Genomic DNA, 26828 nt, shown 5'->3' with positions numbered 1-26828 from the left:
TTTTGAGTACGTTTTACATAGTTTGTTTTCATTACACTTAAAATTTAGTGTAACGCTATTTCAGGACGAGACATTTATAATAAACAAAAAACCATCTGGAAATCAGATGGTTTTTAATATTATTTCAGAAAAAAATTATTCTGCGTCTTGTTCTAATAAATCAAAGAATTGATTTAATTTAGGCATAATAACAATTTTTGTTCTTCTGTTTTTAGCTCTATTAGCATCTGTGTCATTAGGTGCTAAAGGCACATATTGACTTCTACCAGCAGCAATTAGTCTTTCTGGTTTTACACCATACTTATATTGTAAAATTCTTGTAATAGAAGTAGCTCTCATTGCAGATAAATCCCAGTTGTCTTGTAAAAACTCAGTTTTTATAGATTTAGAATCTGTATGACCTTCTATCATTACTTCCATTTTAGGCTGGTCATTAATTACTTTTGCAATTTTTTCTAAAACTGTATATGCTTTTTCAGTTACTTTGTAACTCGCACTTTTAAATAACAATTTATCAGAAATAGAGATAAAAACAACAGTTTTTTCAACATTTACCTCAATGTCTTTATCTTGAATACCATCTGTTAAGTTTTTTGTTAAGTGATATTTAATGGCAAGATTTAAAGAGTCTTTTTGAGTCATTGCTTTTCTTACTCCGTTAATATATTTGTCTTTTTCGCTTAATTGAGAAATTACACTTTTAATATTATCTGAAGAAGATTGTGTTAAAACAGTTAAGTTTTCAACTTGTTTTAGAGCTGTTTTTTTATCTTGTTGTAAAGATTTTACTTGTTCTTTAAGAGTAAAAACCTGAGCGTCTTCTTTCTCTTTTTCAATTAAACATTTTTGTAAATTGGTTTTTACTGCAAGTAACTCAGCTTCAGTTTTTTGGTTTTTTAATTCTAACGCTGCGTATTCTTTTTTAGAAACACAAGAACTAATTAGGATAACTAATAGTAGTAATACTGATAATCTTTTCATTTTTTTAACGATTAAATTCAGTCAACAAATTTAACAAAATGTACGAACAAAAAGCAAGTTAAGGCATATTTTATGAAAATTTTATGTACTATTTTTGCTAAATGATAAAAAAGTTGGCAATGTTTAAAAAAATTGTGATAATAATAGGTGTTTTGTGCTTGTTAATTAATTGTGATAAAAAAGAAGAGTTAAAAGATTTTAACTTTAAGGGAAATGTTTTTGGAACAACTTATAAGATTACTTATTTGCAGGCTTCCAAGAATTATCAGAAATCTATTGATAGCCTTTTTTATTTGGTAAATAAATCGTTATCAACTTATATGCCTACATCAGATATTTCTAAAATTAATAGAGGAGATTCATCTGTTGTAATAGATGATTTGTTTGTAGAGGTTTTTAAAAAATCAAAAAAAATACATAAAGAAACTAATGGTTATTTTGATCCAACAGTTGGGAATTTAGTAAACGCTTGGGGTTTTGGTCCAAAAAGAGAAAAAAATAATTTATCTGATGAAGATGTAAAAAAAGAAATGAAATATGTTGGTTTGGATAAAATTACTTTAAAAGAGAAAAAAATAATTAAAGAGAACCCAAAAGTTTATTTAGATTTTAATTCTATTGCCAAAGGTTTTGGAATAGATGTAGTTGCTCGTTTTTTCGATTCAAAGAAAATAGATAATTATCTCATAGAAATTGGAGGTGAAATTAGAACAAAAGGTAAAAAAAAGAAGCACAAATCCTGGATTGTTAAATTGGTAAATCCTTTAAAAAAAGATTCTTATAATGGTTTTAAAACCATAAACTTATCAAATAAATCTATGGCAACTTCTGGTAATTATAGAAAATATAGAATTACAAAAGAAGGTAAGAAATATGTTCATATTGTAAATCCTAAAACAGGTTTTGCTTTAGAAAGTAATTTGCTAAGTGTTTCTGTTATAGCTTCTTTAGATTGTGCAGATGTAGATGCTTACGCAACTTCTTTTATGGCAATGGGTTTAGAGAAAACAAAAGAGTTTTTGAAAAAACATAAAAATTTGCAAGTAATCCTTTTGTATGTAAATAAAAACAAAGACTTAGAAGAATATACAAATTATACCCATAAGTAGTGATATTCATTGCTGATTTAAGCACTATTTTCGTTATATTGCATCACTTATATTTTTGGGGATAATTATTTTAACTATGAAAAAATTACTACTAACATTTTTATGCTTACTAACTTTTGCAATATCAAAAGCACAATCAAACAAAGAAATAGCCAATGTTTATATTAAAAGAGCAAACAATGTTATTGAAGAAAGTATAGATTACAAAGAAGCACTTGTTTTGTTTGAAAAAGCTATGAAGTATATGGATACTGTTACTTCTTCTAAAGTTGCAAAATTAGGTGCTATTATTTATTTTGAATTAGATGAGTTTAAAAAAGCAAAAAAGTTTTCTAAACAATATTTTCTTACTGTAAAAAATAAAAGTACAGAAGAGTATCAAAATCAATTAGAATTAGCTGTTACTATTAATGAAGAAATAGAGCTACAAGAAGCAGAAGAAAAACGTTTAGAACAAGAACGAATTAAAAAAGAAAAGGAACTTAAAAGAATAGATTCTTTAAAAACAGAATGGAAGAAAAGGTCAGATGCTCTTACTCTTAAATTAGATAGTATTTATGCTTTTAATAAGAATAAACTCGCTTTATTTAAAAATAAAGACAATTACGGAATTATAAACGACAGAGGAGAAATTATTGTTAAAGCAGATGAATATAAATTTGCAGTTTCTTTTGATGGATACATTCTTTTAACAAATAAAGCAGAAGAACCAACAAAGATTTATTGTTTTAACACAAACAATCAAAGCGGTTTTTTACTGCCTAGTCCATCAGATTTTAATCCATTATCAACTCATTATGGTAAAGTAATGTTGCCTAGAGCAAATGGAAGATTGGTTACTTATCCTAATAATTCTTACCAACCAATGGTGTATGATTTAAATTTAAAGAAAACCATAAAAATAGCGAATCAAAAAGAGTTGTTAAAGTCTTTAAAGAAAACCGATAAGATTGATAAGTATAATAAAAAAGGCGAAGTAAAAATTAATAAAATTTGGTACACTTTTGGAGGTCATATTGGTGGTGGTGTTCATCCATTATACGCAATTGAAGGTTATGAATTGCAACTTTTCTTATGTACGATTGATGGTAGTTTAATAAAAACAGCTACTAGTTATCAATATTTAGGAGCTTTTCATAACGATAAATTACAAGCTATTAAAGGTGATGAAGTTGTTTGGATAAATCAAAACGGAACCAAAGCTAGTGCACCAAGAGATGAAGCTGATAAATATTCAGGATTGAGTAAGGTTGTAAAATTAGAAAATGGATCTTACCAAATTATGCAAAACGATTTTATAGTTTTAGGACAAGAAAAGTTAGAAAAATTAGCAGACTTTTTAAGAAGTAATTCTGATTCTAAATAATTACAATTTATAACAAACAGGAAGAATTTCATTCTTCATTAAGCAAAATCGCTCTAGTTTTTCTGGGGCGATTTTTTTTGTATAATCTACCTCATCAACTTTAAAACCAATAGACCTAAGTTTATTAAAATAATCTCTACCATAAACTCTTACATGATCATATTGTCCAAAAATTTTAGCGCGTTCTTTTTTGTCTGTAATTGTATGGTCTTCAAAAGTTTTTTCTCTCGATAAATCTTGCGGAATTTGAAAAATACCAAATCCACCTTTTTTTAAAACGCGATATAACTCTTGCATAGCCTTAGTGTCATCGGTAACATGTTCTAAAACGTGGTTACAAAAAACCACATCAAAAGAAGCATCATTAAAAGGTAAATTGCAAATATCTGCTTTTACATCTGCAATAGGAGATTCTAAATCTGATGTAATGTATGCTAAGTTTTTTTGCTTTTTAAAAATATCTAAAAAGCATTGTTCTGGTGCAATATGCAGGGTTTTTAATTTTTTGGTTGATGAAAAAAAATCAGTTTCCTCTTTTAAAAACAGCCACATTAATCGGTGTCTTTCTAATGACAATGTTGATGGAGAAAGTACATTTTCTCTTTGTTTTCCATAACCATAAGGTAAAAACTTTCTAAAGCTTTTGCCATCTATAGGATCTGTATATCTGTTACCTTTTAAAGCAAAAGCAATTATTGGTCTAACAAGATAACTAGCTTTTATAAGCCAAGGTCTTGGTAGGGTATTTAATATAGATTTGAAGATAGACACGAATTACACTAATTTCACAAAAGAATTCTTTTGTAATTTAAACTATCTTGCCCAAAATTTACTAGTAAACCTAATTTTATTTTTGAAGCAGCTAAATAATTTAGAGTTTGTTTAATATGGCTCTTAGTTAGAGACTCTATTGCTTTAATTTCAAGAACTACTTTATTGTCTATTATAAAATCTGCAACATAGTAATGAGGCAATAAAATATTTTTATAAGTGATCTTAAATTTTACTTCTCTTTGATAATTAATTCCACTGTTTTTTAATTCAATTTCTAAGGCATCACCATAAATAATTTCAGAAAAACCTTTTCCTAATTCTTTATGAACTTCCATACAAGTTCCAATAATTTTATATGATTCTTCTTTATAAATAAGGTTACTCATACATTTAGTGTAATTAGAGAAATTAGTGTCTTATTTATTTTTGCTGTATCTAAACTCATCTTCTTCATTAGTTTCTAAACCCAAAGCCTCATTTACATATTTAAAAGTAGAAAGCAATTCTGGTTTGCCATTAACTATAGCAACATCGTGCTCAAAATGTGCAGATGGTTTATTGTCTAAAGTAGTAATAGTCCAACCATCTGCATGTTGTCTTATTTTATGAGTTCCCATATTTGTCATTGGTTCTATGGCAACTACCATTCCTTCAACAAATTTTTTACCTCTCCCTCTTCTTCCGTAATTTGGCATTTCTGGATCTTCATGCATTTCTTTACCTAAGCCATGACCTACCAATTCTCTAACCACACCATAACCGTGTTTTTCAGTAAAATTCTGAATGGCAAAACCTACGTCACCAACTCTATTGCCTGCTTTAAATTCACGAATACCAACATATAAACTTTCTTTGGTTACGTCTAAAAGTTTTTTGGTTTCTGGGGCAATTTCTCCAACAGCAAAAGTATAAGCATGATCGCCATAAAAACCATTCTTTTTTGCGCCACAATCTATAGAAATAATATCGCCTTCTTTTAAGGGATTTTTATTAGGAATACCATGTACAACTTGCGAGTTTGGACTCATACAAAGTGTATTAGGAAAATCATACAAACCTAAAAAACCAGGAATAGCACCTTCTGCTCTAATAAAATCTTCGGCAAGTTTGTCTAAATATAAAGTAGAAACGCCAGGCTTTACTTCTTTGGCAAGCATACCAAGAGTTTTAGAAACTATTAAAGCACTTTCGCGCATAATTTCTATTTCTTCTCTAGTTTTAATTTTAATCATTTTTAATAAAATTGAAACGCAAAGATACTTATTTAGAATTTTAATTAATGATGATCTTTATTACCATTTTTTAAAAGGTTTATTCGGATATTTGTAAAATAAAAATAATAAAAATGTATAAATATTTTTCTGCAGAAGAAGCTGTAAAGGTTATTAAGTCTAATGATAGAGTGTATGTGCAGGCAGCAGCTGCAACTCCTCAAGAATTAATAAATGCGATGACTAAAAGGCATCAAGAATTAAAAAATGTTGAAGTTTGCCATTTACATACAGAAGGCAAAGCACCTTATGCAGCTATAAAATATAAAGATAGCTTTCATGTGAATTCTTTTTTTATAGGAGCCAATGTAAGGCATACCTTAAAAGAAGGAAATGGTTCTTATACACCTATTTTTTTAAGTGAAGTTCCGCTACTTTTTAAAAGAAATGTGTTGCCTGTTGATGTTACTTTAATTCATGTTTCATCACCAGATAGACATGGGTATTGTTCTTTAGGCGTTTCTGTAGAAGCTATTTTGGCGGTAATAGAAAATGCAAAACACGTAATTGCTCAAGTAAACCCTCAAATGCCAAGAATTCATGGCGAAGGAATTATACATATTTCTGAAATAGATACTTTAGTAGAAGTAGATGTTCCAATTTTTGAACATCAAATGCCAGCATCCACAGAAATAGAAAATAAAATTGGTGATTTTGTGGCCAATTTAATTGAAGATAGAAGTACGTTACAAATGGGAATTGGTACAATACCGAATGCTGTTTTATCAAGATTAACAAATCATAAAGATTTAGGTTTGCATACAGAAATGTTTTCTGATGGTGTTGTAGATTTAATTGAAAAAGATGTAATAAATAGTAATTATAAAGGAATTAATCCTGGAAGAGCATTGGCTACATTTTTAATAGGCAGTAAAAAATTATATGATTATGCAGATGATAATCCGTTTATAGAATTAAGATCTTCAGATTATGTAAACAATGCTGCAAACATTAAGCTAAATCCAAGAATGGTGGCAATTAATTCTGCAATAGAAGTAGATTTATCTGGTCAAATTTGTGCAGATTCTATAGGAACTAGAATGTATTCTGGTGTTGGTGGTCAAATGGATTTTATAAGAGGCGCATCTTTAAGTGAAGGAGGAAAAGCAATTATAGCATTGCCTTCTATTACAGCTAAAGGCGAAAGTAAAATTGTACCGTATTTAAAAAGTGGTGCAGGCGTTGTTACTACAAGAGCGCACGCACATTATATTGTAACTGAATATGGTGTTGCTAATTTATACGGTAAATCTTTAAAACAAAGACAGAAAGAATTGATTAAGATTGCGCACCCAAAGCATAGAGAAACCTTAGAAAAAGCGTACAGAAATTTAACTTAATTATTTAAAAAAAGAAAAGAATCCTTTTTTCTTTTTTTGTGGTGGTTCGTGGTTAAAAATGAGTTTATAGATGGCTGTCCAACCTAAAAAACCACCAATATTTCTATCATCAATAAATAAATCTGCATGAATTTTACGACTGTATTTTGCATCGTATTTTTCTTCAGGGAAGTTTTTGTTAACAGCATAAAATTCAATACTATTTTCTTTACAAAAAGCAACAGCTTCATCTAATTTTTTTCCACTTCTGTAGGTCCAAAGAATTAATCTATGACCTTGAGATTGTAGTTTTTTTAGCGTATCAAAAGCAAAAATCATTTCTTTGCCAATTTTAGGATACGCATCTTCTACAATAGTGCCATCAAAATCTATGGCAATAATTAAAGGATTCTTTGGTAACATTAATTGTCGTAAGAATGTTTATAAGTTTTTCCAGAAACAATTTTTAAGATGTCTTTTTCTAAAGATTCTCTGGCATATTCTACATATCTACCAATTTCTTTTCCTCCTTTATAAAAAATAAAAGTTGGTACTTTAATTATATTTAGTCCTTCTTGTAAATTGTCTAGCGTTTTTTTACTTCTGTTAACAGTTATTAATTCAAAGTTGTTTAAGTTGTAACCTGCTTGTTCTAAAATTTTAAAAAAATGAGGAGTTTCTCTTTTGCTGTCTCCACACCAAGTGCCCATAAAACCTTTAATTTTTATACCTTTTAAATTCTCTTTAAGTGATGAAATTGTAGCTGAATCTGGGTTGTAAGCTTCTAATTTTTGATCGAACCAAGTTTTATATGGAGCTTGATTAAAAGATTCTTTGTTAGCAAAACCAACTAAATCTCCACTTTCATTTTTCTTTGCAGTTATTTTTTGTTGCGCATTACAAGATGATAAAATAATTACAAAGGCTAATAAAAAAAGTTTTTTCATTATTAATAGAATTAAATTACAGTAAAGAATGTTGTGTCATTTCTTTAGGTTGATCTACTCCCATTAAATCTAAAATTGTAGGAGCAATATTGCCCAATATACCACTTTTTATTGATTTTATTTCTTTGTCTATTAAAATGAAAGGAACAGGGTTTGTTGTATGTGCAGTATGAGGAGAGCCATCAGGATTCATCATTGTTTCGCAATTACCATGGTCTGCAATTAATAAAATTGAATACCCGTTTTCTAATCCTGTTTCAATAACTGCTTTTGCACATTCATCTACAGCTTCACAAGCTTTTATGGCAGCTTCCATAATTCCTGTATGCCCAACCATATCTCCATTTGCAAAATTTAAACACACAAAATCTGCTTCTCCTTTTTCTAAATCTTCACATAAAGCGTCTTTTAATTCGTAAGCAGACATTTCTGGTTTTAAATCGTAAGTTGCAACTTTTGGTGAGTTTCTTAAAATTCTAGATTCTCCTTTAAAAGGTTCTTCTTGCCCGCCAGAAAAGAAGAAAGTTACGTGCGGATATTTTTCTGTTTCAGCAATTCTAATTTGTTTTTTACCAGCATTTGCTAAAACTTCGCCCAAAGTATTTTTAATATTATCGTTATTATAAATAACGTTAATTCCTCTAAAAGTATCATCATATAAAGTCATTGTAGTGTAATACAAGTCTAACTTTTTCATCCCATATTTTGGGAAATCTTGTTGAGACAAAACATTTGTTAATTCTCTACCTCTGTCTGTTCTGTAGTTAAAGAAAATTACAGCATCTCCATCTTTTATAAGCGTTTTTGGCGTTCCATTTTTATCTGTAACAATAATTGGTTTATGAAACTCGTCTGTAATGTCATTGTCATAATTTGCATTCATTGTTGCAATTGCATCCGTAGTTTTTGTACCTATACCATTAACAACACCATCATAAGCTTCTTTAACACGTTCCCATCTGTTGTCTCTATCCATTGCATAATAACGCCCAGTAACAGAAGCTAACTCTCCTGTATTTTCTTTCATATATTTTTGAACATCGTTAATGAAATACGTTCCAGATTTTGGGTCGCAATCACGTCCGTCTGTAAAAGCGTGTAGGTAAACGTTCTCTACATTATTTTCTTTTGCAACATCAATAATTCCTTTTAAATGATTAATATGCGCGTGAATTCCGCCATTAGAAACCAATCCTAATAAATGAACATTTTTGTTATTTTCTTTTGCATATTTAAAAGTATCTAACAAAACTTTTTCGTCTCCTAAAGTTTTTTCTTCTACGGCTTTGTTAATACGTGCTAAATTTTGATAAACAATTCTACCAGCACCTAAATTCATGTGACCAACTTCAGAATTTCCCATTTGACCTTTTGGTAAACCAACATATTCTCCATCTGTTCTTAATTCTGCATTCGGATATTTGCTGTATAAACTATCTATATACGATGTTTTTGCGTTGTAAATTGCGGATACTTTTGGGTCTTGTGTAATTCCCCAACCATCCAAAATCATAAGTATAACTTTCTTGTTCATTGTCTTAAATTGAACAGTAAAAATAAGAAAGATTTTTGGGCTATTTTAAATTTTTTACGAAACCGATAGCGTAAATTCTAGTTTTTAAAATCAAGTTGAAAAGATGTTTAATAAACATAAAATCAGTTTAATTTTTAACAATTATAGGTTTGTTGTTAAAAAAGATGTTAAATGATGATTTCTGTGAAACGTTTTTTAGAATGGGTAGTCTATATAATAGAAAGCACTAAAAAACTTTGTCACTTTTTTGATGTGTTAACTTTAGATAAAATATTTGAATTAATTACTCTAAAGAAAAAATTAGAGACTGTCTATAAAAAAGGCAGTCTCTCTTTTTTAATTAAGTAGTAGTAATAATGTAACTATTAATACTACTAGAATAAAAACTTTTTTTCTAAAAATAATTTCGTTTTCTTTTTGAATTTTATCTCTGATTTTTTTTAATTCTAATGGCGATGCTTTTTTATTAAAATGAAGTTCAGATTTTTTATTTTTTTATAGTCTTTAATTTTATTAAAAGTAGAAATACGATTTCTTTTATTGTTTTTTAAACTCGTAATCATATGTGCAACAAAACCTTCTCCAGCCATAACAAATAATTTTTCTTTAATTATTAGATGCTAAAAAGGTTAAAATGTTACAAGAATTACTTTCTGTATTTTCTAATTGCTTCTTTAATTTTGGCAATTCTATTTTCAGGATCTGGGTGTGTACTTTGAAATTCAGGAATTCTATTAGGTCCAGCAGCAGCTTTTAAAATTTCCATAACTCCAATTAAACTTTCAGGATTGTAACCAGCATCAACCATTAACTTAACACCCAATTCATCACTTTCTAGTTCATCTCCACGTCCGTTTTTTAATAAAGTTTGTTGCCCAATTCCGTTTGCAAGTTCTCCTAAATCTGCACCAACAGATGCTCCCATTGTTAGAAGTTTCCAAAAATTAGCATCAGTAATTCTTTCGTTTGAATGTTTTCCTAAAACGTGCCCAATTTCATGACCTAAAACACCAGCCAATTGGTCTTCATTTTTTAATTTCGAAAACAAAGCATAAGTTATAAATATTTGACCACCAGGTAAAGCAAATGCATTAATTGCTCTTTCATCTTTAAGCAAATGAAATTCATATTTGTAACCAGATTTTTTAGCAACAGTATTATCTACTAATTTTTTTCCTACTTTATCTACAAAATCTTGTAATTTTTGGTTGGAATGCAAACCTCCATGTTGTTGCGCCATCATAGGTGCTTGTTGCAAACCAATGGCAATTTCTTGTTGAGGCGAAAGACTGATGGCTTGCGATTTACCTGTGTACGGATTTACTTCACTCTGGCTACATTTTCTTAAATAAGCAAAGGCTACAATAGCAATACCAATAAACAAACGAATTTTGAAACTTCTACTTCTTCTACCTAATCTCATTTTTTTGTGATTTTTTGTTGATTGCGATAAAGATACAAAAACAGAAGTTTTAACACTAGTAAAATGAAAAATCAATATTTTAATGCTTAATTTTGTGAGAATAATTCAAATATTTTACAAATGACTTCATATTTTGAATTGAACAAGGTTACTAAAAAATTACCCAAACATTTATATAAATTTATTGTAAAACAGCCTTATGATGAATATACAGCTCAAAACCAAGCGGTTTGGAGATATGTTATGAGAATGAATGTAGATTATTTAACCAAAGTTGCGCATAAATCTTATATAGATGGATTAGAAAAAACCGGTATTTCTGTAGAAAGAATCCCTTATATGGAAGGAATGAATCGAATTTTAAAAGAAATTGGTTGGGCAGCTGTTTCTGTAGATGGCTTTATTCCGCCAAATGCTTTTATGGAGTTTCAGGCTTATAATGTGTTGGTCATTGCTTCTGATATGAGAACCATAAATCATATAGAATATACCCCTGCACCAGATATTATTCATGAAGCAGCAGGGCATGCGCCTATAATTGCAAACCCAGAATATGCTGAGTATTTAAGACGTTTTGGAGAAATTGGTAGCAAAGCAATATCATCTTCTAAGGATTATGAAATGTATGAAGCTATTAGGCTTTTATCAATTTTAAAAGAAGATCCAAATTCTACCGAAAAGGAAATTAATGAAGCGCAAGAAAAAGTAGAATTTCTACAGAATAATATGGGCGAATTGTCTGAAATGGCTCAAATTAGAAATTTACATTGGTGGACTGTAGAATACGGATTGATAGGAACCATAGAAAACCCTAAGATTTATGGGGCAGGTTTATTATCTTCTATAGGAGAAAGTGCTTGGTGTATGCAAGACAAAGTAAAAAAAGTTCCTTATTCTATTGATGCAGCAAAAGTTAGTTTTGATATTACAAAACCACAGCCTCAGTTGTTTGTAACTCCAGATTTTGCTCATTTAAGCCTTGTTTTAGAACAGTTTGCTAACAAAATGGCAATTAGAAAAGGCGGTCTAAAAGGAATAAAAAAATTAATAGATTCAAAAAATTTAGGAACCATAGAATTAAGTACAGGAATTCAAATTTCTGGAACTTTTACCAATGTTATTGCTGATGAAAGCGGAAAACCTATTTATTTTCAAACTACAGGAAAAACAGCTTTAGCTAATAGAGATAAGGAGTTAATTGGCCATGGAATTGAAAGCCATAAAGATGGTTTTGGAAGCCCTGTTGGAAAATTAAAAGGCATTAATATTCCTATAGAAAATATGAGTCCGAGAGATTTAGAAGCCTATCAAATTTACGAAGGAAAACAAATTACCTTAGAGTTTGAAGGTGATATAATTGTACAAGGTGATGTAATTACTGGTATAAGAGATTTAAGAGGGACAATACAATTAATATCGTTTAAAAATTGTACTGTAAAACATAAAGAAAATGTTCTTTTTAAACCTGAATGGGGTATTTATGATATGGCAATTGGTAAAGAAGTAGTGTCAGCTTATTCTGGTCCTGCAGATGTGAATTCTTTTTTAAGTTTAGGTAAAGTTTCTGAAACAAAGACTCATAAAATTCATTATTCAGATAAAGATAAAGAATTGTATAAATTATATGACGAAGTTCGAAAAATGAGAGAAGAGAAAACATCAACAGAGAAAAAAATAACAGAAATATTTAATCAGTTAAAAACTAATTTTCAATTAGATTGGTTATTGTTATTAGAATTATATGAATTAGCTTTGCAGCAAAATTTTTCTGTAAAATTTGCTATTTTAGAAAGGTTAGAAGAATTAAAGTGTAACAAAAGCTACACAAAGCTGATTGAAAATGGGTTAGTTTTGTGCCATCAATAAAAAAATAGAATGAGTTTATTTGGTATTTTTAATAGAAAAGATAATTCTGATACAATTAAAGAATATTTAGAAAAAGGAGCTGTAATTTTAGATGTAAGAACACAGCAAGAATGGAATGAAGGTCATACAAAAACTGCAAAACATATTGTTTTAACTGTGATTCCTTTAGAAATTGAAAAAATTAAATCTTGGAACAAACCAATTATTGCAGTGTGCAAAAGTGGAGGTAGAAGTGCACAAGCTACACAGTTTTTAGAAAAAAATGGAGTGGATGTTATTAATGGTGGTCCTTGGCAAAATGTAGACCAATATGTTGATTAAGAATAAATCTTAAATAGATTTTTTTAATCTTCTTAGTCTTTTGTAAGTTGCAATAAAATTAGAAACTTTTCTAATTACGGCAAAAATGCCGCCCAACATTGCACCCACAAAAGCTCCCATAGTTACTGGGTCAAAATGATGCCCAGTAATAAGGTATTTTAAATAAAAAATTACAATACCTATTAAAATTGATATTAAAAAAACTTGTAATTTAGATTTTGATAAATGTGCATAAATTGCACAAGCTACACCAGTAATTATAGATGTTGCTGTTATTTTGCTTAAAAACAGATCTAAGGTTTTGGTTTCGTTAAAAAGGAATAATGATGTAATAAACATTCCTACAAATGTTCCTGCTAAGATTCCTATACCTATTTTTTTAATCATTTTAAAGAGGGAGATTATACTCTCTAAATTTACAATTTTTATTTTATTAAATTAAATTTCTTTTTTGCGCTTTCATAACAGCTTCCATTTTACTATGCACTTGTAATTTTTTGTAAATATTTTCAATGTGTTTTCTAACAGTTGAAGGAGAAATAATTAAATTGTCAGATATATTATTGTAATTTAATCCTTTACTTAATTGAATTAATATTTCTGTTTCTCTTTTAGAAAGTTTTATTTCATCAACTTCGTTAGATTTGTTGTTTATAGAATTTGGGTTTCTTAATAAATTTAGTGTTTTAAGGGCAATACTTGGTGTCATAGGTGCACCACCTTGTGTAACTTCAATAATACTTTTGTAAAGATTTTCTGCATCTATTTCTTTTAGTAAATAGCCATTTGCACCCGCTTTTATTGCTTTAAAAACAAAGTCGTCATCGTCTAAAACAGTAAGCATTATTATTTTAATTTGTGGATATTTATTTTTTACAATTTCAGTTGCTTTAATACCATTCATTTCTGGCATTTGAATATCCATTAAAATAACATCTATATTATGATTTTCTTCTAGTTTGCCAATTAATTCTGCACCATTATTGGCGTGAAATTTAAAAGTAACATCATCAAAAAAAGAGAGTTTTTCTTTAATTGCTTTTACTAAAAAACAATTGTCTTCTGCTATGCAAATTTTTAAGTTCATTTGGCTCGTTGATTTTTACTAAAATTACATATTAAAGATTGAAAATTTTATACGCCATTTGACGTATTTTATAAAAATGTATTAATGGTAATTTCTGTTCCTTTGCCAATTTTAGAATTGATACTAACTTTTCCATCAATTTCACTCATTCTTTTTTCCATATTGCTTAAACCATTTCCTAAGGTTGCATTTTTTATATCAAAACCAACTCCATTATCTAAAATACGAATCATTAATTGATTGTTTTCTTCTGTAAAAGAAATTGATATTTTAGAGGCATCAGCATATTTTAAAGCGTTATTAATGGCTTCTTGCACAACTCTAAAAATATTCATCCCTTTTAAGGAAGAAAGAATAATCTTTTTCTTTATATTTTGATTGATTTCAAACTCAATGTTTTGCGTTGCATTTTTTGCTTTTTCTACAAACGATAAAATTCTTGAATGTAAATCTTCAACAGTAATTTCAGATTTATTCATTGCCCAAATGGTGTCTCTTAATTGATGAATGGTGTCTGAAGTAAAAGAACTAATAGTAGATAATTTGTTTTTTAATTTTTGGTTTGCATCTTTAGAAATGTATTTTAAATTGTCTATAGACGAAATTATAAATGTTAGTTGAGAGCCAATATTATCATGTAAATCTCTAGAAATTCTTAAGCGTTGTTCTTGCAATCTATTTTGTGTTTTTATGATTGAAAGTGCATCTTTAAGTTCAATTTCTTTTTGTAGTTGTTTTCTTTTAAATTGATTTTTTTTGTAGATGCTAAAAAATATAATGCCTAGAATTAAAAGAGCTGATGTAATAAGAATTGCGTATAAATTCCTGTTTTTTATTGCTAATTCTTGGGTTAAAAGTTGTTCTTTTTGTTGTGCAATTTCTTTTTCTTTTTTTTCTGTTTCATATTCTACTTGTAATTTTGAGAATTTTGATAATCTTTCAGAATTAAAAACAGAATCTTTTAAAATAAAAAAAGAATCTTGTTTTTTTAAAGCTAATTCATAATTTTTAATCTTTTTGTAAAAAGTGTATTCCTGTTTTAAAATATCTCTAATTTTTTCTATACTATTGCTTTTTTTTGCATGATAAGAAGCCTTTTTAAAATATTCTTTTGCTTTTTTATTTGCGCTTTCTTTATAAGCAATTGTAGCTAAATTAGTATAGTTACTTGCTAAGTTATAATCTCTACCTCTTATTAAATTTATATTTAAAGATCTTTTTAAAAACTTTTTTGCAATGGCAAAATTTCCTTGTTTAAGGTTAGTGTTTGCTATATTATTATATAAAAAAGAAAACCTTAAAGTATCTTTTACTTTGTCTATATATTTTAGACTTTTATAATGGTAATATAGAGCACTATCAGGTTTGTTCCAGTCGTCAAAATTTATTGCAATTGCATTATTGGCAAAGATTAAATATTTGTACACTTTATTTTTTGCTTTGTTCATGATATTAAAACCTTGTTTACCATATTCAATACCTTTATTAAAGTAATTAAAATCATGGTGCAAGATTGATAGGTCTGAATAATGTAAAGAAATTAAAGATGTATCTTTTTGCTTTTTTGCAAGCTCTAAAGTTTTTAAAATTTCTTTTAATGCTTCATCATAATTACCATTATTTAGATTTAAGTAGTAAAGTCTTTCATGAACTTTCCTTAATCTATTTACGGTGTCTAATTGATGGTAAAGTGGAATTATTTTTTCTGCAAAATATTTTGCACTATCGCTATCATTTAGTTTATCTTTTTCAAAAAATTTAAAGTAAAAGTAACTGGCTGTATCTGCTTTTGATTGTGCTTTTTTATAAGTCTTTTTAAAAAGATAATTAGAAGAATCTTTACTTAAATACGCATCTAAAAACTGATTATCAATACTTTTTTGTGCATAGAATTGAGTTGCAAATAGCAAACATAAAAATGAGGGTAAAAGGTTTATATTTGAGAACATTTTACAATTTACAAATAATTTTAACATAAATGCTAGTATTAAATTTTGAATTAATTTTTATAAGAATAGGATTTCAGTGTTGTTAAAAAATCTCACTCAGCGTAAAATTGATATCTAAAACTTTAACCTTAATTTTTTGAAATTTTAAATCTGTATTCTTAGTCAATAATTGAACTTCTTGTGGTATTTTCTTTAGATGATTAGCAGTTCTTTTTTCTGTTTCAATTTCTTTATAAAGAAATAATAATCTGTTGTTTTCTATTCTTTGAGTTTGTTTATAATTTATCAAAAAAGAAATAATCAAAACCAAGCAGAAGAGAAATAATATCAACATCAAAAAGAATTCACTTAAAAATAACATTCAGTTTTTAATTTATTGAAGGTAGAAACTAATTTTGTTGTCTTCTTTACCTACCATTAATAAGCCTACTAAATCTACACCTCTTAACCTTTCTGAACTTTTAAAAATGCATAAAGTTCCTTTAGATTCATTTGAGGTAGATTTTAAACTCCAAAAATGTCTTTTCTTATCTGTATCATAATAATAACTACTTACTTTATAAGTTAAGTATTTGGTATCTGCTCCATTAATTTCTACTTTAAATTTAACAGTATTTCCTTGAGATAAATTAGAGCCATTGGTAACATTTAGGTTTACTTTACCAGAAACATTTGAAACTTTACCTTTCATATTTACAAAAGTATATTTCCAATTTTTATAACTAATGGTAGGTATACCATTGTTGTTAGATACATTTTTAATGTTGCTATTATTGTTTTTCTTATAGCTTTTCTTTTTAAGAGGTACAACAGCTACATTTGCAAAATTTCCGTGTCTGTTTATAAAAGTTCTGTCAAACTCAGAACTACCTGTAACATCGCCATTTTTAAAATAAATTTCTCTAAAATAAAAATATTGATATTTGCCAGATCTATAGTGTTTTTTTATCCAATTGTCTTTTTTGTCATAAACATAATTGTAAGTTATTGTAGAGTTAGATTTGCCTTTGTAATGTGTTTTAGATAAATTTCCTTCTTTATCATATTCGTAAGTAGAAGTAGATTTACCGTATTTACCATCAGACTTATAAGATATTTTAACATCATCATCATAAACAGTAGTGTAATTGCCAATAATACTACCATCTTTACTGCTAAAACTTATTCTGTTTTCTGTTTTTTTACCGCCTTTATATTTGTAATTTACTTCTGCAGTAAGTTTCCCAGATTTAGAAAATTCTTTTTTATGGGTTACTCTACCTCTTCTATCATTGGTATAAACAGAATAATACTTACTTCCGTCTTTATAAACAGATTCTCTTTTAATTAGGTTTCCTTTTTTATCATAAGTAAAAACATATTCTGTAGAATATTTTCCTCTAGAATCGCTAATGTCTTTTGTGCCAGTCATTAAATCATCATTGTTATAATGGTATAATTTTTTTACTGGTGTCGATTTTGAATAGGCGCTATTGTATAAATAATAGGTTTCTATTAGATTTCTATCATTATTATATCTTTTAATATTGACAGATTTTTTTACAAAACCACCACTATTTTTATCGTAAGAATAATAATGTGTTATGGTTTTCCTGACGTTTTTATGAAGGTTTTGCGATTCTAAATTGTAGATTTCTGTTTGAGAAAATCCATCAAAATGAATCATAGAAAGCAAGAAAACTAAAAAAATAAAATTTTTCATAATAGTTGTTTTTTAAGGTGATTATTAAATTGCTTTAAAGGAGATGGTTGACGTTTTGTTCTAGAAATTGCCAACCATCTGTAACCCTAAAAAACAATCTTTATATTTTGTTGATTACAAACTTCTATAAATATGTTTGTAAAAAAAATACGGCATCTGCCGTATTTTTGCTTTTTCTTATGCGAATCAATTTATTGTTTTGTAGCCCTAAATTTACCTTCTGTTATAGTTTTAGTGCTTTTGTCTTTGGTGTTTTTTCCTGTAAAATTTACAGTTCCTTCAATAACAGTTCCGTTATCTGAGGTAATTATAAGACTTCCTTTTGTGCCAGAAATTGCATTACAAACCCAAGCGCCACTATTTGCTTGTGTTGGCGCAATTACATATTGAATAAAACCTGCTGATGCAAAGTTGTATGTTCCTTTTCCTGAATAATTCATAATATTCATTGTTATTGCTTTTCCAGAGCTATCACTGCCTTGTAGTACAATTATACCAGTATGTGCTTCATTCCAAGCAACTGTGTCTGGTGGCCCAGTAAAAGCTGCCCAACTTTTGCCATCTACTTTAGCTGTAAAAAAATCATCACTAGCAGAAGCGTTTTCATTTTCATCATTTTTACTACATGAAAGTATTATTAAAGAGAATACTAAAAGCAGGCTGAATTTTTGTAAAGTTTTCATAAATATTTGTTTTTAAAATTAGATATTACAAAGCTATTACCTGTTGTAAATCAATTCAATAGGGCATTTGCCTTATTTATTTTTTTAACTTTTTATAAAGAACAATTAAAAGAGTGATAACAATTATGGCTGTAAAAATTGGAATTCCATAAATAGATAAATAGAAAAGAAAACCAACAACATTATTAGAAATGCCACCAACTTTGTATGCATCTGGTAAATTGATTTCTTTGAAATTAGAAGTTTTAAAATCATTTTTAGAAAAATTATCTATTTCATTAAAGTAATTAGCACTGTTTTTTGTGATTTCTTTAAAGTTGAATTTTCTTAAAGTTTTACCATAAGTAATTACAAAATTTGGGTCTGGTTTTTTACCATAATCTGATAAAGAGAATTTTAAAACTGAATTCTCTTTATCAAAAAATAGTGAGCTGGGAGAACTTGCTTTTATATTATCAATAGAAATATCGTTCTTTAATTGAGTATAAAAATTTCCTTTTTCTATGGGAGATTTCCAAAGAGAACCTGTTTCAATTAAATAAATAAACGCATTTTTTTTGTCAGATTCATAACCTTCTGTAATTTTTGCATTGTTAGTGTTTACCAAAAAGTAGACCGTAAACTCAGTAATTTTATTGGGAGGAAAAGCAACTTCCCAAACATACCAATTTTCATTTTCTTGGTTGGGTTTTTCAAAAAGAGGGTTCTTTTTTCCGTTTACGAATCCTTTTATTTTATACAAACCATCTACTCTAACTTCGTTTACAGAATGATGAAAATCTACATTTTCAAAAACGTTGTTTACTGGGTAGCCCACTTTAATTTTTAAAGTATCTGAAGCAGTATTTTTAAAATAATAGTTTCCTTTTACAGTTGCAAAACCATTGTAAATTTGCATAAAAATATCTTCAGATTTCATCTGAATTTTTTTGTAAGCAATGGTGTCTTCTGGGTATAATAAGGTAAAACTACCACTTCCGCCAGCATTCCAAACTCCAGGTTGAGCAGAGTTTGCAACTAAAAAAACAGAAATAATAAGAATGCTGAAGAAGTAGATACGCTTTTTCATAATTCAATATAAAGATTCATCTACAAAAGTGAGAAAAGAAAAAGTAGCAATCAATACGTCAAATGCCGTATTTTAAAAATTGATATGTGGAATTTTAGATTGTAGCGTATTTTTTTTATCCTCTAAATTTTTTAAAAATTGTTGATGTTGCTCTGAGTTTTCGTTAAAAGGTTTGTGATGCATTCCTTTTTGAATTGTGTCAATTTCTTTCATCAATAATTTTGAATCATCAGAAAACCAAGCGTTTACAAACTTTTTCCAAATATAATGAATGGCTGTTTTATTTGGATGCATCATATCTTCTGTATAAAAACGATAATCTCGTAATTCATCCATCATAATTTCGTAAGAAGGAAAATAATGAATATTTTTTCTGGTATCTACAATCGGATGAATTGCAGCAATTAAATGCGATTTGCTTTGTGTGTTTTCTATAAAACCATCTTTTAAATGACGAACAGGAGAAACTGTAAGTGTCACAGACGCGTTTTTATTAGTTGATTTTATAAGCGAGATAATTGCATCTAAACTTTGCGAAATTTCATCAACAGAAAGGATTTCTTTTAAGAATTTTTTCTGCGGAATTTTATGGCAATTTGCCACTATTTTATCATCACTAATACATCTGTAAACCCAAGAAGTTCCTAGTGTAATTATAATATGAGTTGCTTCTTTAAGTTTTTTGTTTGTTAGTGTAATGGCAGCATTTAAGTTGTCTAAAATTTCATTTTTATTTCGTGAGCTTAAATTAGAATGTGCATCAAAACTATGCCAACGTTCGTTTTGATAAATTAAATCATTATCAAAATATTCTTTTTTATTAATAGCATTTGTAATAAAAGTTTCTATTGCTTTTGGTTGAAATAAAATGCCAAAAGGATTTTGTACAGATTGAAACTTGTAATAATTTAGTTTATTACCAATATTATCAGAAAAGCAAGAGCCTAGCAAAAGCAATTTAGAATTATAATCTATTTGATTTAGAGTTTCTTTTTTTAAGTTGATTTTGGTTTGGAGTTGCATAAGATAAAGGTAAAATAAAAAAGGCTCAAAATAAAATTCTGAATCTTTGATGTTAGAGAGGCTGTTTAAAAAGTGTCATTCTGAATGAAAATGAAGAATCTCAACAATATTAAAATTCTGATTTATAAATAATTGAGGTTTTTAAACTGTACTCAAAATGACAATAAAACCACTTTTTAGACAGCCTCACATTTAACGAAGAAATGGTTTGTTTTACACTAAATAATTTTTTGCTCTTTCTAAAACTTTAGGAATTCCACCAGGATTTTTACCACCAGCAGTTGCAAAAAAGTTTTGACCACCACCACCACCGTGAATTAATTTACCTAATTCTCTAACAACTTTACCTGCATCATAACCACGCTCATTTGCTAGTTCTTTAGAAATATAACAAGTTAACATTGCTTTTTCTTTTGTTGGAGCAGTTGCAAATAATAAGAATAAATTTTGATGTTCTTTACCAATAGCAAAAGCTAAATTTTTAATTCCGTTTGCATCTAAATCTATTTTTGTTGCTAAAAATTGAACACCATTAATTTCTTGCAATTGATTCTTAATTTCGCCAGTTAAATTTTTAGCTTTATCTTTTAGCAATTGCTCAATTTGTTTTTTAAGTGATGCGTTTTCGTCTTGTAAAACTTTTACAGCTTTTACAGGTTCTTTGGTGTTGTTTAATAAATCTTTAATTTCAAACAAAGCTCTGTTGTTTTCGAAGTAAAAATCTTTTACAGCATCATTAGTAATGGCTTCTATTCTTCTAATTCCGGCAGCAACTGCACCTTCAGATTTAATTTTAAAATGCCAAATATCTGCTGTGTTTTTAACGTGTGTTCCGCCACACAATTCAATAGATTTTCCAAATTTTATAGCTCTTACTGTATCTCCGTATTTTTCGCCAAACAAAGCCATTGCTCCATCTGCAATTGCTTTTTCCATAGGTATGTTTCTGCTTTCTTCTAATAAGAGTTTGCCAGCAATTCTTCGGTTTACAAAGTTTTCTACTTCACGTAATTCATCAACCGTTAATTTAGAAAAATGAGAAAAATCGAAACGTAAATATTTAGAATGTACAGCAGAACCTTTTTGTTCTACGTGCGTTCCTACTACTTCTCTTAATGCTTGATGCAATAAATGTGTTGCTGTATGATTACATTCTGTTCTATAACGTTGTTTTTTATCTACAATTGCTTTAAAAATTTCAGTTACGTGTTTAGGTAAATTTTTAGTGAAATGAATAATTACATTGTTCTCTTTTTTAGTGTCTAAAATATAAACCACGTCTCCACGAGAATCTTCTAAGTAACCTTTATCGCCAACTTGACCTCCACCTTCTGGATAAAATGGTGTTAAATTAAAGACCAATTGATACATTTCTCCATCTTTTTTAGAGGTTACTTTTCTGTATCTAGTAATTTTTACATTGGCTTCTAAAGTGTCATAACCCACGAATTCTTCATCAGCATCTTCCATTAAAACAGTCCAATCATCAGTAGACATTTCGCTAGCAGCTCTAGATCTGTTTTTTTGTTTTTGTAATTCAGTTTCAAAACCTTTTTCGTCTAATGTTAATCCTTTTTCAGAAAGAATTAAAGCTGTTAAATCTATTGGAAACCCGTAAGTGTCGTACAATTCAAAAGCTTTATTACCAGAAATTTGTTTAGTAGTCGAGTTTTCAATAATTCTATCTAATAAAATTAATCCTTGGTCTAAAGTTCTTAAAAAAGACGTTTCTTCCTCTTTAATTACGTTTTCTATTAATTGTTTTTGTGCTTTTAACTCAGGGAAAGCTTCGCCCATTTTTTTAGTTAAAACATCTACCAATCTATAAATAAAAGGTTCTTTTTTATTTAAGAAAGTAAATCCGTAGCGAACTGCACGTCTTAAAATTCTACGAATTACATAACCAGCACCAGTATTGCTTGGCAATTGACCATCAGCAATAGAAAAAGCAACGGCTCTAACGTGGTCAGAAATTACACGCGTTGCAATATCTTGTGGTTCGTTTTTGCCATATTCTGTATTGGTTATAGTTTCAATTTCTCTAATAATTGGGGTAAAAACATCTGTATCGTAATTCGATTGAACGCCTTGTAAAACCATACACAAACGTTCAAAACCCATACCTGTATCTATGTGTTTGTTGGGTAAACTTTCTAGAGTACCATTGGCTTTACGGTTGTATTGCATAAAAACCAAGTTCCAGATTTCTACCACTTGTGGATGATCTTCATTCACTAAAGTTTTACCATCTACTTTTGCTTTTTCTTCTGCTGAACGAATATCAACGTGAATTTCAGAACAAGGTCCACAAGGTCCTTGTTCACCCATTTCCCAAAAATTATCCTTTTTATTTCCTTTTAAAATTCTATCTTCAGAAATGTACTGCTTCCATAAATCGTATGCTTCTATGTCCATTTTTAAGTTGTCTGCATCATCAGAACCTTCAAAAACAGTTACATATAAAATGTCTTTATCAATTTTGTACACTTCCGTTAATAATTCCCACGCCCAAGCAATAGCTTCTTTCTTAAAATAATTGCCAAAAGACCAGTTTCCTAACATCTCAAATAATGTGTGATGATAGGTGTCATAACCTACTTCTTCTAAATCATTATGTTTACCAGAAACACGCAAACATTTTTGAGAATCTACAATTCTGTTACTTTTAGGAGTTCCATTTCCTAAAAAATATTCTTTAAATGGAGCCATTCCAGAATTTATAAACATTAATGTTGGGTCATCCTTTGTTACCATTGGTGCAGAAGGAACTACCAAATGTTTTTTTTCTTGAAAAAAGTTTAAAAAAGTAGCGCGAATTTCTTGTGATTTCATAAAAAATGAGTTTCCAACAAGTTGGATTATGTTAATTTATCTTTAAAAAAACCGCCTAAAAAAAGCAGTTGTAAAACATTTTGTAAATTTGTGAGTTCTAAAAAAAAGAGTTTTTAATTAAAAGCTCTTTTAATAATACAAAAATAGTATATTTAGTATAATGGCGAAAGTAAAATATTATTACGATTCTGACACACTCTCTTACAGGAAAATAACTGTTAAGAAGAGTGATTACTACAAAAGAACTATTTTCGGAATTTTAGGTGTTTTTTTAATCGCCTTTATTGGCTTTATTGTGTTAAGTCAGTTTATTATTACGCCTAACCATCAAACAGATAAAAGAGAATTAGAAAACTTAAAATTGCATTATGAACTACTTTCTAAAAGAATGGAAGAAAGTTCTAAAATTTTAGCACAATTACAAGAAAGAGATAACAATATTTATAGAACATATTTTGAAGCAAACCCAATACCAGATGAACAAAGAAAAGCTGGTTTTGGTGGTGTAAATCGTTACAAAAACTTAGAAGGATTTGATAATTCTAAGATGATTAAAAAGTTAACCAAAGATATAGATATACTGTCTAAGCAATTGGTGGTGCAATCTAAATCTTTAGATGAAATAGTAGCTTTAGCCAAAGAAAAGGAAAAAATGTTGGCATCTATTCCTGCTGTTTTACCCGTAAAATTAGAACATTTAACAAGAATGGCTTCGGGTTATAAATGGAGAATGCATCCTATTTTAAAAATTAGAAAGTTTCATAAAGGAATGGATTTTACAGCTCCAACAGGAACACCAATTTATGCATCAGGAAATGGAACTGTAATAAGAGCTCAAAGAAGTGCTACTTTTGGTAATGTAGTTTATATAGACCATGGGTATGGTTACAAAACTATTTATGCGCATATGAGTAAAATGAAAGCAAAAAAAGGACAAAAAGTAAAACGTGGCGATTTAATTGGTTATGTTGGTAACACGGGTCGTTCTGTTTCATCGCATTTACATTACGAAGTGCATAAGAACGATAGAGCATTAAATCCTATTAATTTTTACTACGGAGATTTAACCCCAGAAGAATTTGCAGCAATGCAAAAAGCAGCAGAAGAAGAAGGACAATCTTACGATTAGTATTTGTACTAAAAGATATAAGAAAATAGATAAAAGAAAAAAGAGAAGTTACTTTAGACTTCTTTTTTTAGTTTTAAAGACTAAAGACTAAAGACTAAAAATGCACGTAAACTTACCAGAAAAACGTTATTACAAAATAGGAGAAGTAGCAAAAGCTTTTTATGTAAATACGTCTTTAATTCGTTTTTGGGAAAAAGAATTTGAGATTATAAAGCCTAAAAAAAATGCCAAAGGAAACCGTTTGTTTACGCAAGAAGATATTAAAAACTTTAAACTTATTTTTAATTTAGTAAAAGAAAGAGGGTTTACTTTAGAGGGGGCAAAACAAAAATTAAAAAAGAATCCTGAATCTACTTTTCATAAACACGAAATTATTAGCAGATTAGAAGGGGTTAAAGCAGAGTTGGTTAAAATTAAAAACCAATTGTAACAAATTCTTTTTTTCTGTGTCTAATTTTGTGAATCGCTTTAATATTCTTTATAATCTCAAGAATATTGGGTAATATTGTAAGACAAAAAAATCAACAAAAATTAAAATTTAGAAATTATGAAAAAATGGTTAATTCCTGTAATAGTAATCGCAGTTATTGTTTTCGGAATCTATAATTGGGCAGTAGGCTTTAATAATACTGCAGTAGAATATGAAGCAAATGCTAAAACAGCTTGGTCTAATGTAGAAAGTGCTTATCAACGTAGAAACGATTTAATTGGTAATTTAGTAAAAACGGTACAAGGGGCTGCAGATTTTGAAAAAGAAACGTTAACGCAAGTTATTCAGGCGCGTTCTAAAGCAACATCTACAACAATAAATGCCAATGATTTATCGCCAGAAAAAATGGCACAGTTTCAGCAAGCTCAAGCAGGATTAAGTGGTGCTTTGTCAAAATTATTATTGGTAGTAGAACGTTATCCTGATTTAAAAGCCAACAAAAACTTTTTAGAATTACAAAGCCAATTAGAAGGCACAGAAAATAGAATTAATGTTGCCAGAGACCGTTTTAACGAAAAAGTAAATACTTACGATATTTTTACTACAAAATTTCCAGGAAAATTATTAGCAAGTATGTTTGGTTTTAAAGAAATGGCTCGTTATAAAGCAAATCCAGGTTCAGAAAATGCACCCGATGTAAACTTCGATTTTAATAAGAAAAAAGAATAAAAATGTCTAAAGTAGAAGCATTTCTTACAACTGATGAAGAACAAGAAATTATTTCTGCTATTCGAATTGCAGAGAAAAATACTTCTGGCGAAATACGTGTACATATAGAATCTTCTTCTGAGAAAGATTACACAGAACGGGCATTAGAAGTATTTCATCTCTTAAAAATGAACAACACCAAAGACGAAAATGCAGTGCTGATTTACGTTGCTGTAACTGATAAGAAATTTGTGATTTATGGCGATAAAGGCATTAACAAAGTGGTTCCTAAAAACTTTTGGAATTCTACTAAAGATGTAATGCAACATCATTTTAAAAAAGGTAATTTTAAACAGGGTTTAGTTGATGGTATTTTAAAAACAGGAGAAGAATTACAAGCACATTTTCCTTGGCAAATTAATGATGAAAACGAACTTTCTAACGAGATTTCTAAAGGATGATGTTACAAAAAGTTTTCAGTTTTCAGTTTTCAGTTTTTTTTAAAAAAAGCCTCTTTTTTCTTACGCTATTATTTACATTAAATCTTTTTTCACAAGGATATAAAATTCCTGAAAAACCTAAATTTCAGACCAGTGTTTATGATTATACAAATCTTCTAACAGAGTATCAAAAAAAGGATTTAGAAGCTAAATTAGTTCGTTATTCAGATACTACATCAACTCAAATTGTAGTGGCTATTATCTCATCTACCAAAGGTGAAAACATTAATTATTTAGCAGCAAATTGGGGAGAAAAATGGGGAATTGGACAAGCAAAAGAAGACAATGGTGTTTTAATGCTTTTAGCAAAGGATGATAGAAAAATCACCATTCAAGCAGGTAAAGGAGTAGAGCACTTACTTACAGATTTTCAATCCAAAAGAATTATAGAAAGAGTAATTATTCCAGAATTTAAAAAAGGAGATTTTTATAGCGGTTTAGACAAAGGTTCTGACTATATTTTTAAAACTTTAAATGGAGAGTTTAAAGGAACTCGTAAAAATGATTCTGGTGGTTTTGACCCAGGAATTATTGTATTTATCATTTTTATTATCATTCTTTTCATTTTAATTTCTAGAGGAAATAAAAATAATAGAGGAGGAGGCAGACGTTACAGAAAACGTTCTGTTGCTGGCGATATTTTAGAAACCATTATTTTAAGCAACGCTGGTAGAGGTGGAGGAAGTTTTGGTGGTGGTTTCGGAAGTTCTTCAGGAGGTGGTAGTTTTGGTGGAGGCGGTTTTGGTGGCGGCTTTGGTGGAGGAAGTTTTGGTGGTGGAGGAGCTTCTGGTGGTTGGTAAAATAC

27 protein-coding genes are annotated in these 26828 nt (G+C 28.8%); 10 read left to right on the top strand and 17 right to left on the bottom strand.

Annotated elements, in window-relative coordinates:
- Positions 1 to 135: 135 nt before the first annotated feature.
- Positions 136 to 981: an OmpA/MotB family protein gene (locus tag ACY2RX_RS05230; protein WP_490102911.1), complete on the bottom strand. Its 846-nt coding sequence runs from the start codon at positions 979 to 981 to the stop codon at positions 136 to 138.
- 119 nt (positions 982 to 1100) lie between these two features.
- Between ACY2RX_RS05230 and ACY2RX_RS05225 the strand changes: the two genes are divergently transcribed.
- Together ACY2RX_RS05225 and ACY2RX_RS05220 are read left to right on the top strand one after the other, a co-directional pair.
- Complete coding sequence (locus ACY2RX_RS05225; RefSeq protein WP_490102910.1) at positions 1101 to 2090, top strand: FAD:protein FMN transferase; 990 nt, start codon at positions 1101 to 1103, stop codon at positions 2088 to 2090.
- Between the two features lie 76 nt (positions 2091 to 2166).
- Positions 2167 to 3456, top strand: coding sequence for a hypothetical protein (locus ACY2RX_RS05220; protein WP_490102909.1), 1290 nt, complete (start codon positions 2167 to 2169; stop codon positions 3454 to 3456).
- Here the strand turns inward: ACY2RX_RS05220 and ACY2RX_RS05215 are convergent, their stop codons facing one another.
- The 3 genes from ACY2RX_RS05215 to map are packed head-to-tail and all read right to left on the bottom strand — an operon-like array spanning position 3457 to position 5462.
- Positions 3457 to 4227: a class I SAM-dependent methyltransferase gene (locus ACY2RX_RS05215; RefSeq protein ID WP_490102908.1), complete on the bottom strand. Its 771-nt coding sequence runs from the start codon at positions 4225 to 4227 to the stop codon at positions 3457 to 3459.
- A 14-nt stretch (positions 4228 to 4241) separates the two neighbouring features.
- Positions 4242 to 4616 (bottom strand): GxxExxY protein, encoded by a 375-nt coding sequence (locus tag ACY2RX_RS05210; protein ID WP_490102907.1) that lies wholly within the window; start codon positions 4614 to 4616, stop codon positions 4242 to 4244.
- 30 nt (positions 4617 to 4646) lie between these two features.
- Positions 4647 to 5462, bottom strand: coding sequence for a type I methionyl aminopeptidase (gene map / locus ACY2RX_RS05205; protein WP_490102906.1), 816 nt, complete (start codon positions 5460 to 5462; stop codon positions 4647 to 4649).
- 113 nt (positions 5463 to 5575) lie between these two features.
- Here map and ACY2RX_RS05200 point away from each other — a divergent pair, with 113 nt between their 5' ends.
- Complete coding sequence (locus tag ACY2RX_RS05200; RefSeq protein ID WP_490102905.1) at positions 5576 to 6841, top strand: acetyl-CoA hydrolase/transferase family protein; 1266 nt, start codon at positions 5576 to 5578, stop codon at positions 6839 to 6841.
- Here the strand turns inward: ACY2RX_RS05200 and ACY2RX_RS05195 are convergent, their stop codons facing one another.
- The 4 genes from ACY2RX_RS05195 to ACY2RX_RS05180 form a co-directional block, all read right to left on the bottom strand.
- On the bottom strand, positions 6842 to 7243 hold the full coding sequence (locus tag ACY2RX_RS05195) for a BT0820 family HAD-type phosphatase (RefSeq protein WP_490102904.1): 402 nt from the start codon (positions 7241 to 7243) through the stop codon (positions 6842 to 6844). It abuts the gene before it with no gap.
- A complete protein-coding gene (locus ACY2RX_RS05190) occupies positions 7243 to 7767 on the bottom strand; it encodes a thioredoxin family protein (RefSeq protein ID WP_490102903.1) in 525 nt (174 codons plus the stop codon). The genes ACY2RX_RS05195 and ACY2RX_RS05190 overlap by 1 nt, the downstream gene beginning before the upstream one ends.
- Before the next feature lie 16 nt (positions 7768 to 7783).
- The gene (gene gpmI / locus ACY2RX_RS05185; protein ID WP_490102902.1) at positions 7784 to 9301 is read right to left on the bottom strand and encodes a 2,3-bisphosphoglycerate-independent phosphoglycerate mutase; all 1518 of its coding nucleotides are present in this window, start codon (positions 9299 to 9301) and stop codon (positions 7784 to 7786) included.
- Between the two features lie 646 nt (positions 9302 to 9947).
- Positions 9948 to 10724, bottom strand: a complete 777-nt coding sequence (locus ACY2RX_RS05180; protein ID WP_490102901.1) for a M48 family metalloprotease — start codon at positions 10722 to 10724, stop codon at positions 9948 to 9950.
- A 120-nt stretch (positions 10725 to 10844) separates the two neighbouring features.
- Between ACY2RX_RS05180 and ACY2RX_RS05175 the strand changes: the two genes are divergently transcribed.
- Entirely contained in the window at positions 10845 to 12590 is a 1746-nt protein-coding gene (locus ACY2RX_RS05175) for an aromatic amino acid hydroxylase (RefSeq protein ID WP_490102900.1), read from the top strand.
- A gap of 9 nt (positions 12591 to 12599) precedes the next feature.
- On the top strand, positions 12600 to 12911 hold the full coding sequence (locus ACY2RX_RS05170) for a rhodanese-like domain-containing protein (protein WP_490102899.1): 312 nt from the start codon (positions 12600 to 12602) through the stop codon (positions 12909 to 12911).
- 9 nt (positions 12912 to 12920) lie between these two features.
- Here ACY2RX_RS05170 and ACY2RX_RS05165 read toward each other — a convergent pair whose 3' ends face one another.
- The 9 genes from ACY2RX_RS05165 to alaS all read right to left on the bottom strand — a co-directional run bounded on the left by ACY2RX_RS05165 (position 12921) and on the right by alaS (position 23256).
- A complete protein-coding gene (locus tag ACY2RX_RS05165) occupies positions 12921 to 13298 on the bottom strand; it encodes a hypothetical protein (RefSeq protein WP_490102898.1) in 378 nt (125 codons plus the stop codon).
- Between the two features lie 46 nt (positions 13299 to 13344).
- Positions 13345 to 13998, bottom strand: coding sequence for a response regulator (locus tag ACY2RX_RS05160; RefSeq protein WP_490102897.1), 654 nt, complete (start codon positions 13996 to 13998; stop codon positions 13345 to 13347).
- A 68-nt stretch (positions 13999 to 14066) separates the two neighbouring features.
- The gene (locus tag ACY2RX_RS05155; protein WP_490102896.1) at positions 14067 to 15974 is read right to left on the bottom strand and encodes an ATP-binding protein; all 1908 of its coding nucleotides are present in this window, start codon (positions 15972 to 15974) and stop codon (positions 14067 to 14069) included.
- Between the two features lie 55 nt (positions 15975 to 16029).
- A complete protein-coding gene (locus ACY2RX_RS05150; protein WP_490102895.1) occupies positions 16030 to 16236 on the bottom strand; it encodes a hypothetical protein in 207 nt (68 codons plus the stop codon).
- Positions 16237 to 16320: 84 nt separating this feature from the next.
- Entirely contained in the window at positions 16321 to 17649 is a 1329-nt protein-coding gene (locus ACY2RX_RS05145) for a hypothetical protein (RefSeq protein ID WP_490102894.1), read from the bottom strand.
- A gap of 191 nt (positions 17650 to 17840) precedes the next feature.
- Positions 17841 to 18332 carry a DUF6252 domain-containing protein gene (locus tag ACY2RX_RS05140; protein WP_490102893.1) on the bottom strand — a complete coding sequence of 164 codons (492 nt, stop codon included), beginning with the start codon at positions 18330 to 18332 and terminating at the stop codon, positions 17841 to 17843.
- Between the two features lie 76 nt (positions 18333 to 18408).
- Positions 18409 to 19401 (bottom strand): hypothetical protein, encoded by a 993-nt coding sequence (locus tag ACY2RX_RS05135; protein ID WP_490102892.1) that lies wholly within the window; start codon positions 19399 to 19401, stop codon positions 18409 to 18411.
- Positions 19402 to 19473: 72 nt separating this feature from the next.
- A complete protein-coding gene (locus tag ACY2RX_RS05130) occupies positions 19474 to 20424 on the bottom strand; it encodes a GSCFA domain-containing protein (RefSeq protein WP_490102891.1) in 951 nt (316 codons plus the stop codon).
- A gap of 213 nt (positions 20425 to 20637) precedes the next feature.
- Entirely contained in the window at positions 20638 to 23256 is a 2619-nt protein-coding gene (alaS, locus tag ACY2RX_RS05125) for an alanine--tRNA ligase (protein WP_490102890.1), read from the bottom strand.
- A 160-nt stretch (positions 23257 to 23416) separates the two neighbouring features.
- Between alaS and ACY2RX_RS05120 the strand changes: the two genes are divergently transcribed.
- From ACY2RX_RS05120 to ACY2RX_RS05100, 5 genes are all read left to right on the top strand, one after another.
- Positions 23417 to 24385, top strand: a complete 969-nt coding sequence (locus ACY2RX_RS05120; RefSeq protein ID WP_490102889.1) for a peptidoglycan DD-metalloendopeptidase family protein — start codon at positions 23417 to 23419, stop codon at positions 24383 to 24385.
- A gap of 100 nt (positions 24386 to 24485) precedes the next feature.
- Entirely contained in the window at positions 24486 to 24815 is a 330-nt protein-coding gene (locus ACY2RX_RS05115) for a MerR family transcriptional regulator (protein ID WP_490102888.1), read from the top strand.
- Between the two features lie 117 nt (positions 24816 to 24932).
- Positions 24933 to 25544 carry a LemA family protein gene (locus tag ACY2RX_RS05110; protein ID WP_490102887.1) on the top strand — a complete coding sequence of 204 codons (612 nt, stop codon included), beginning with the start codon at positions 24933 to 24935 and terminating at the stop codon, positions 25542 to 25544.
- 2 nt (positions 25545 to 25546) lie between these two features.
- Positions 25547 to 25984, top strand: coding sequence for a TPM domain-containing protein (locus ACY2RX_RS05105; protein WP_490102886.1), 438 nt, complete (start codon positions 25547 to 25549; stop codon positions 25982 to 25984).
- Positions 25981 to 26823: a TPM domain-containing protein gene (locus ACY2RX_RS05100; RefSeq protein WP_490102885.1), complete on the top strand. Its 843-nt coding sequence runs from the start codon at positions 25981 to 25983 to the stop codon at positions 26821 to 26823. The genes ACY2RX_RS05105 and ACY2RX_RS05100 overlap by 4 nt, the downstream gene beginning before the upstream one ends.
- The last annotated feature ends 5 nt before the right edge of the window (positions 26824 to 26828 follow it).

The sequence above is a fragment of the Polaribacter sp. 2405UD43-2 genome, assembly GCF_058147125.1.
This window is presented reverse-complemented; position numbering and strand designations above follow the sequence as displayed.

Coding starts and splice junctions, on each gene's coding strand:
- ACY2RX_RS05140 (WP_490102893.1), bottom strand. CDS start 18,332: ATGAAAACTTTACAAAAATTCAGCCTGCTTTTAGTATTCTCTTTAATA.
- ACY2RX_RS05165 (WP_490102898.1), bottom strand. CDS start 13,298: ATGATTAAAAAAATAGGTATAGGAATCTTAGCAGGAACATTTGTAGGA.
- ACY2RX_RS05200 (WP_490102905.1), top strand. CDS start 5,576: ATGTATAAATATTTTTCTGCAGAAGAAGCTGTAAAGGTTATTAAGTCT.
- ACY2RX_RS05105 (WP_490102886.1), top strand. CDS start 25,547: ATGTCTAAAGTAGAAGCATTTCTTACAACTGATGAAGAACAAGAAATT.
- map (WP_490102906.1), bottom strand. CDS start 5,462: ATGATTAAAATTAAAACTAGAGAAGAAATAGAAATTATGCGCGAAAGT.
- ACY2RX_RS05225 (WP_490102910.1), top strand. CDS start 1,101: ATGTTTAAAAAAATTGTGATAATAATAGGTGTTTTGTGCTTGTTAATT.
- ACY2RX_RS05130 (WP_490102891.1), bottom strand. CDS start 20,424: ATGCAACTCCAAACCAAAATCAACTTAAAAAAAGAAACTCTAAATCAA.
- ACY2RX_RS05175 (WP_490102900.1), top strand. CDS start 10,845: ATGACTTCATATTTTGAATTGAACAAGGTTACTAAAAAATTACCCAAA.
- ACY2RX_RS05155 (WP_490102896.1), bottom strand. CDS start 15,974: ATGTTAAAATTATTTGTAAATTGTAAAATGTTCTCAAATATAAACCTT.
- ACY2RX_RS05220 (WP_490102909.1), top strand. CDS start 2,167: ATGAAAAAATTACTACTAACATTTTTATGCTTACTAACTTTTGCAATA.
- ACY2RX_RS05120 (WP_490102889.1), top strand. CDS start 23,417: ATGGCGAAAGTAAAATATTATTACGATTCTGACACACTCTCTTACAGG.
- ACY2RX_RS05110 (WP_490102887.1), top strand. CDS start 24,933: ATGAAAAAATGGTTAATTCCTGTAATAGTAATCGCAGTTATTGTTTTC.
- ACY2RX_RS05180 (WP_490102901.1), bottom strand. CDS start 10,724: ATGAGATTAGGTAGAAGAAGTAGAAGTTTCAAAATTCGTTTGTTTATT.
- ACY2RX_RS05230 (WP_490102911.1), bottom strand. CDS start 981: ATGAAAAGATTATCAGTATTACTACTATTAGTTATCCTAATTAGTTCT.
- alaS (WP_490102890.1), bottom strand. CDS start 23,256: ATGAAATCACAAGAAATTCGCGCTACTTTTTTAAACTTTTTTCAAGAA.
- gpmI (WP_490102902.1), bottom strand. CDS start 9,301: ATGAACAAGAAAGTTATACTTATGATTTTGGATGGTTGGGGAATTACA.
- ACY2RX_RS05160 (WP_490102897.1), bottom strand. CDS start 13,998: ATGAACTTAAAAATTTGCATAGCAGAAGACAATTGTTTTTTAGTAAAA.
- ACY2RX_RS05100 (WP_490102885.1), top strand. CDS start 25,981: ATGATGTTACAAAAAGTTTTCAGTTTTCAGTTTTCAGTTTTTTTTAAA.
- ACY2RX_RS05135 (WP_490102892.1), bottom strand. CDS start 19,401: ATGAAAAAGCGTATCTACTTCTTCAGCATTCTTATTATTTCTGTTTTT.
- ACY2RX_RS05115 (WP_490102888.1), top strand. CDS start 24,486: ATGCACGTAAACTTACCAGAAAAACGTTATTACAAAATAGGAGAAGTA.
- ACY2RX_RS05190 (WP_490102903.1), bottom strand. CDS start 7,767: ATGAAAAAACTTTTTTTATTAGCCTTTGTAATTATTTTATCATCTTGT.
- ACY2RX_RS05170 (WP_490102899.1), top strand. CDS start 12,600: ATGAGTTTATTTGGTATTTTTAATAGAAAAGATAATTCTGATACAATT.
- ACY2RX_RS05195 (WP_490102904.1), bottom strand. CDS start 7,243: ATGTTACCAAAGAATCCTTTAATTATTGCCATAGATTTTGATGGCACT.
- ACY2RX_RS05145 (WP_490102894.1), bottom strand. CDS start 17,649: ATGAAAAATTTTATTTTTTTAGTTTTCTTGCTTTCTATGATTCATTTT.
- ACY2RX_RS05210 (WP_490102907.1), bottom strand. CDS start 4,616: ATGAGTAACCTTATTTATAAAGAAGAATCATATAAAATTATTGGAACT.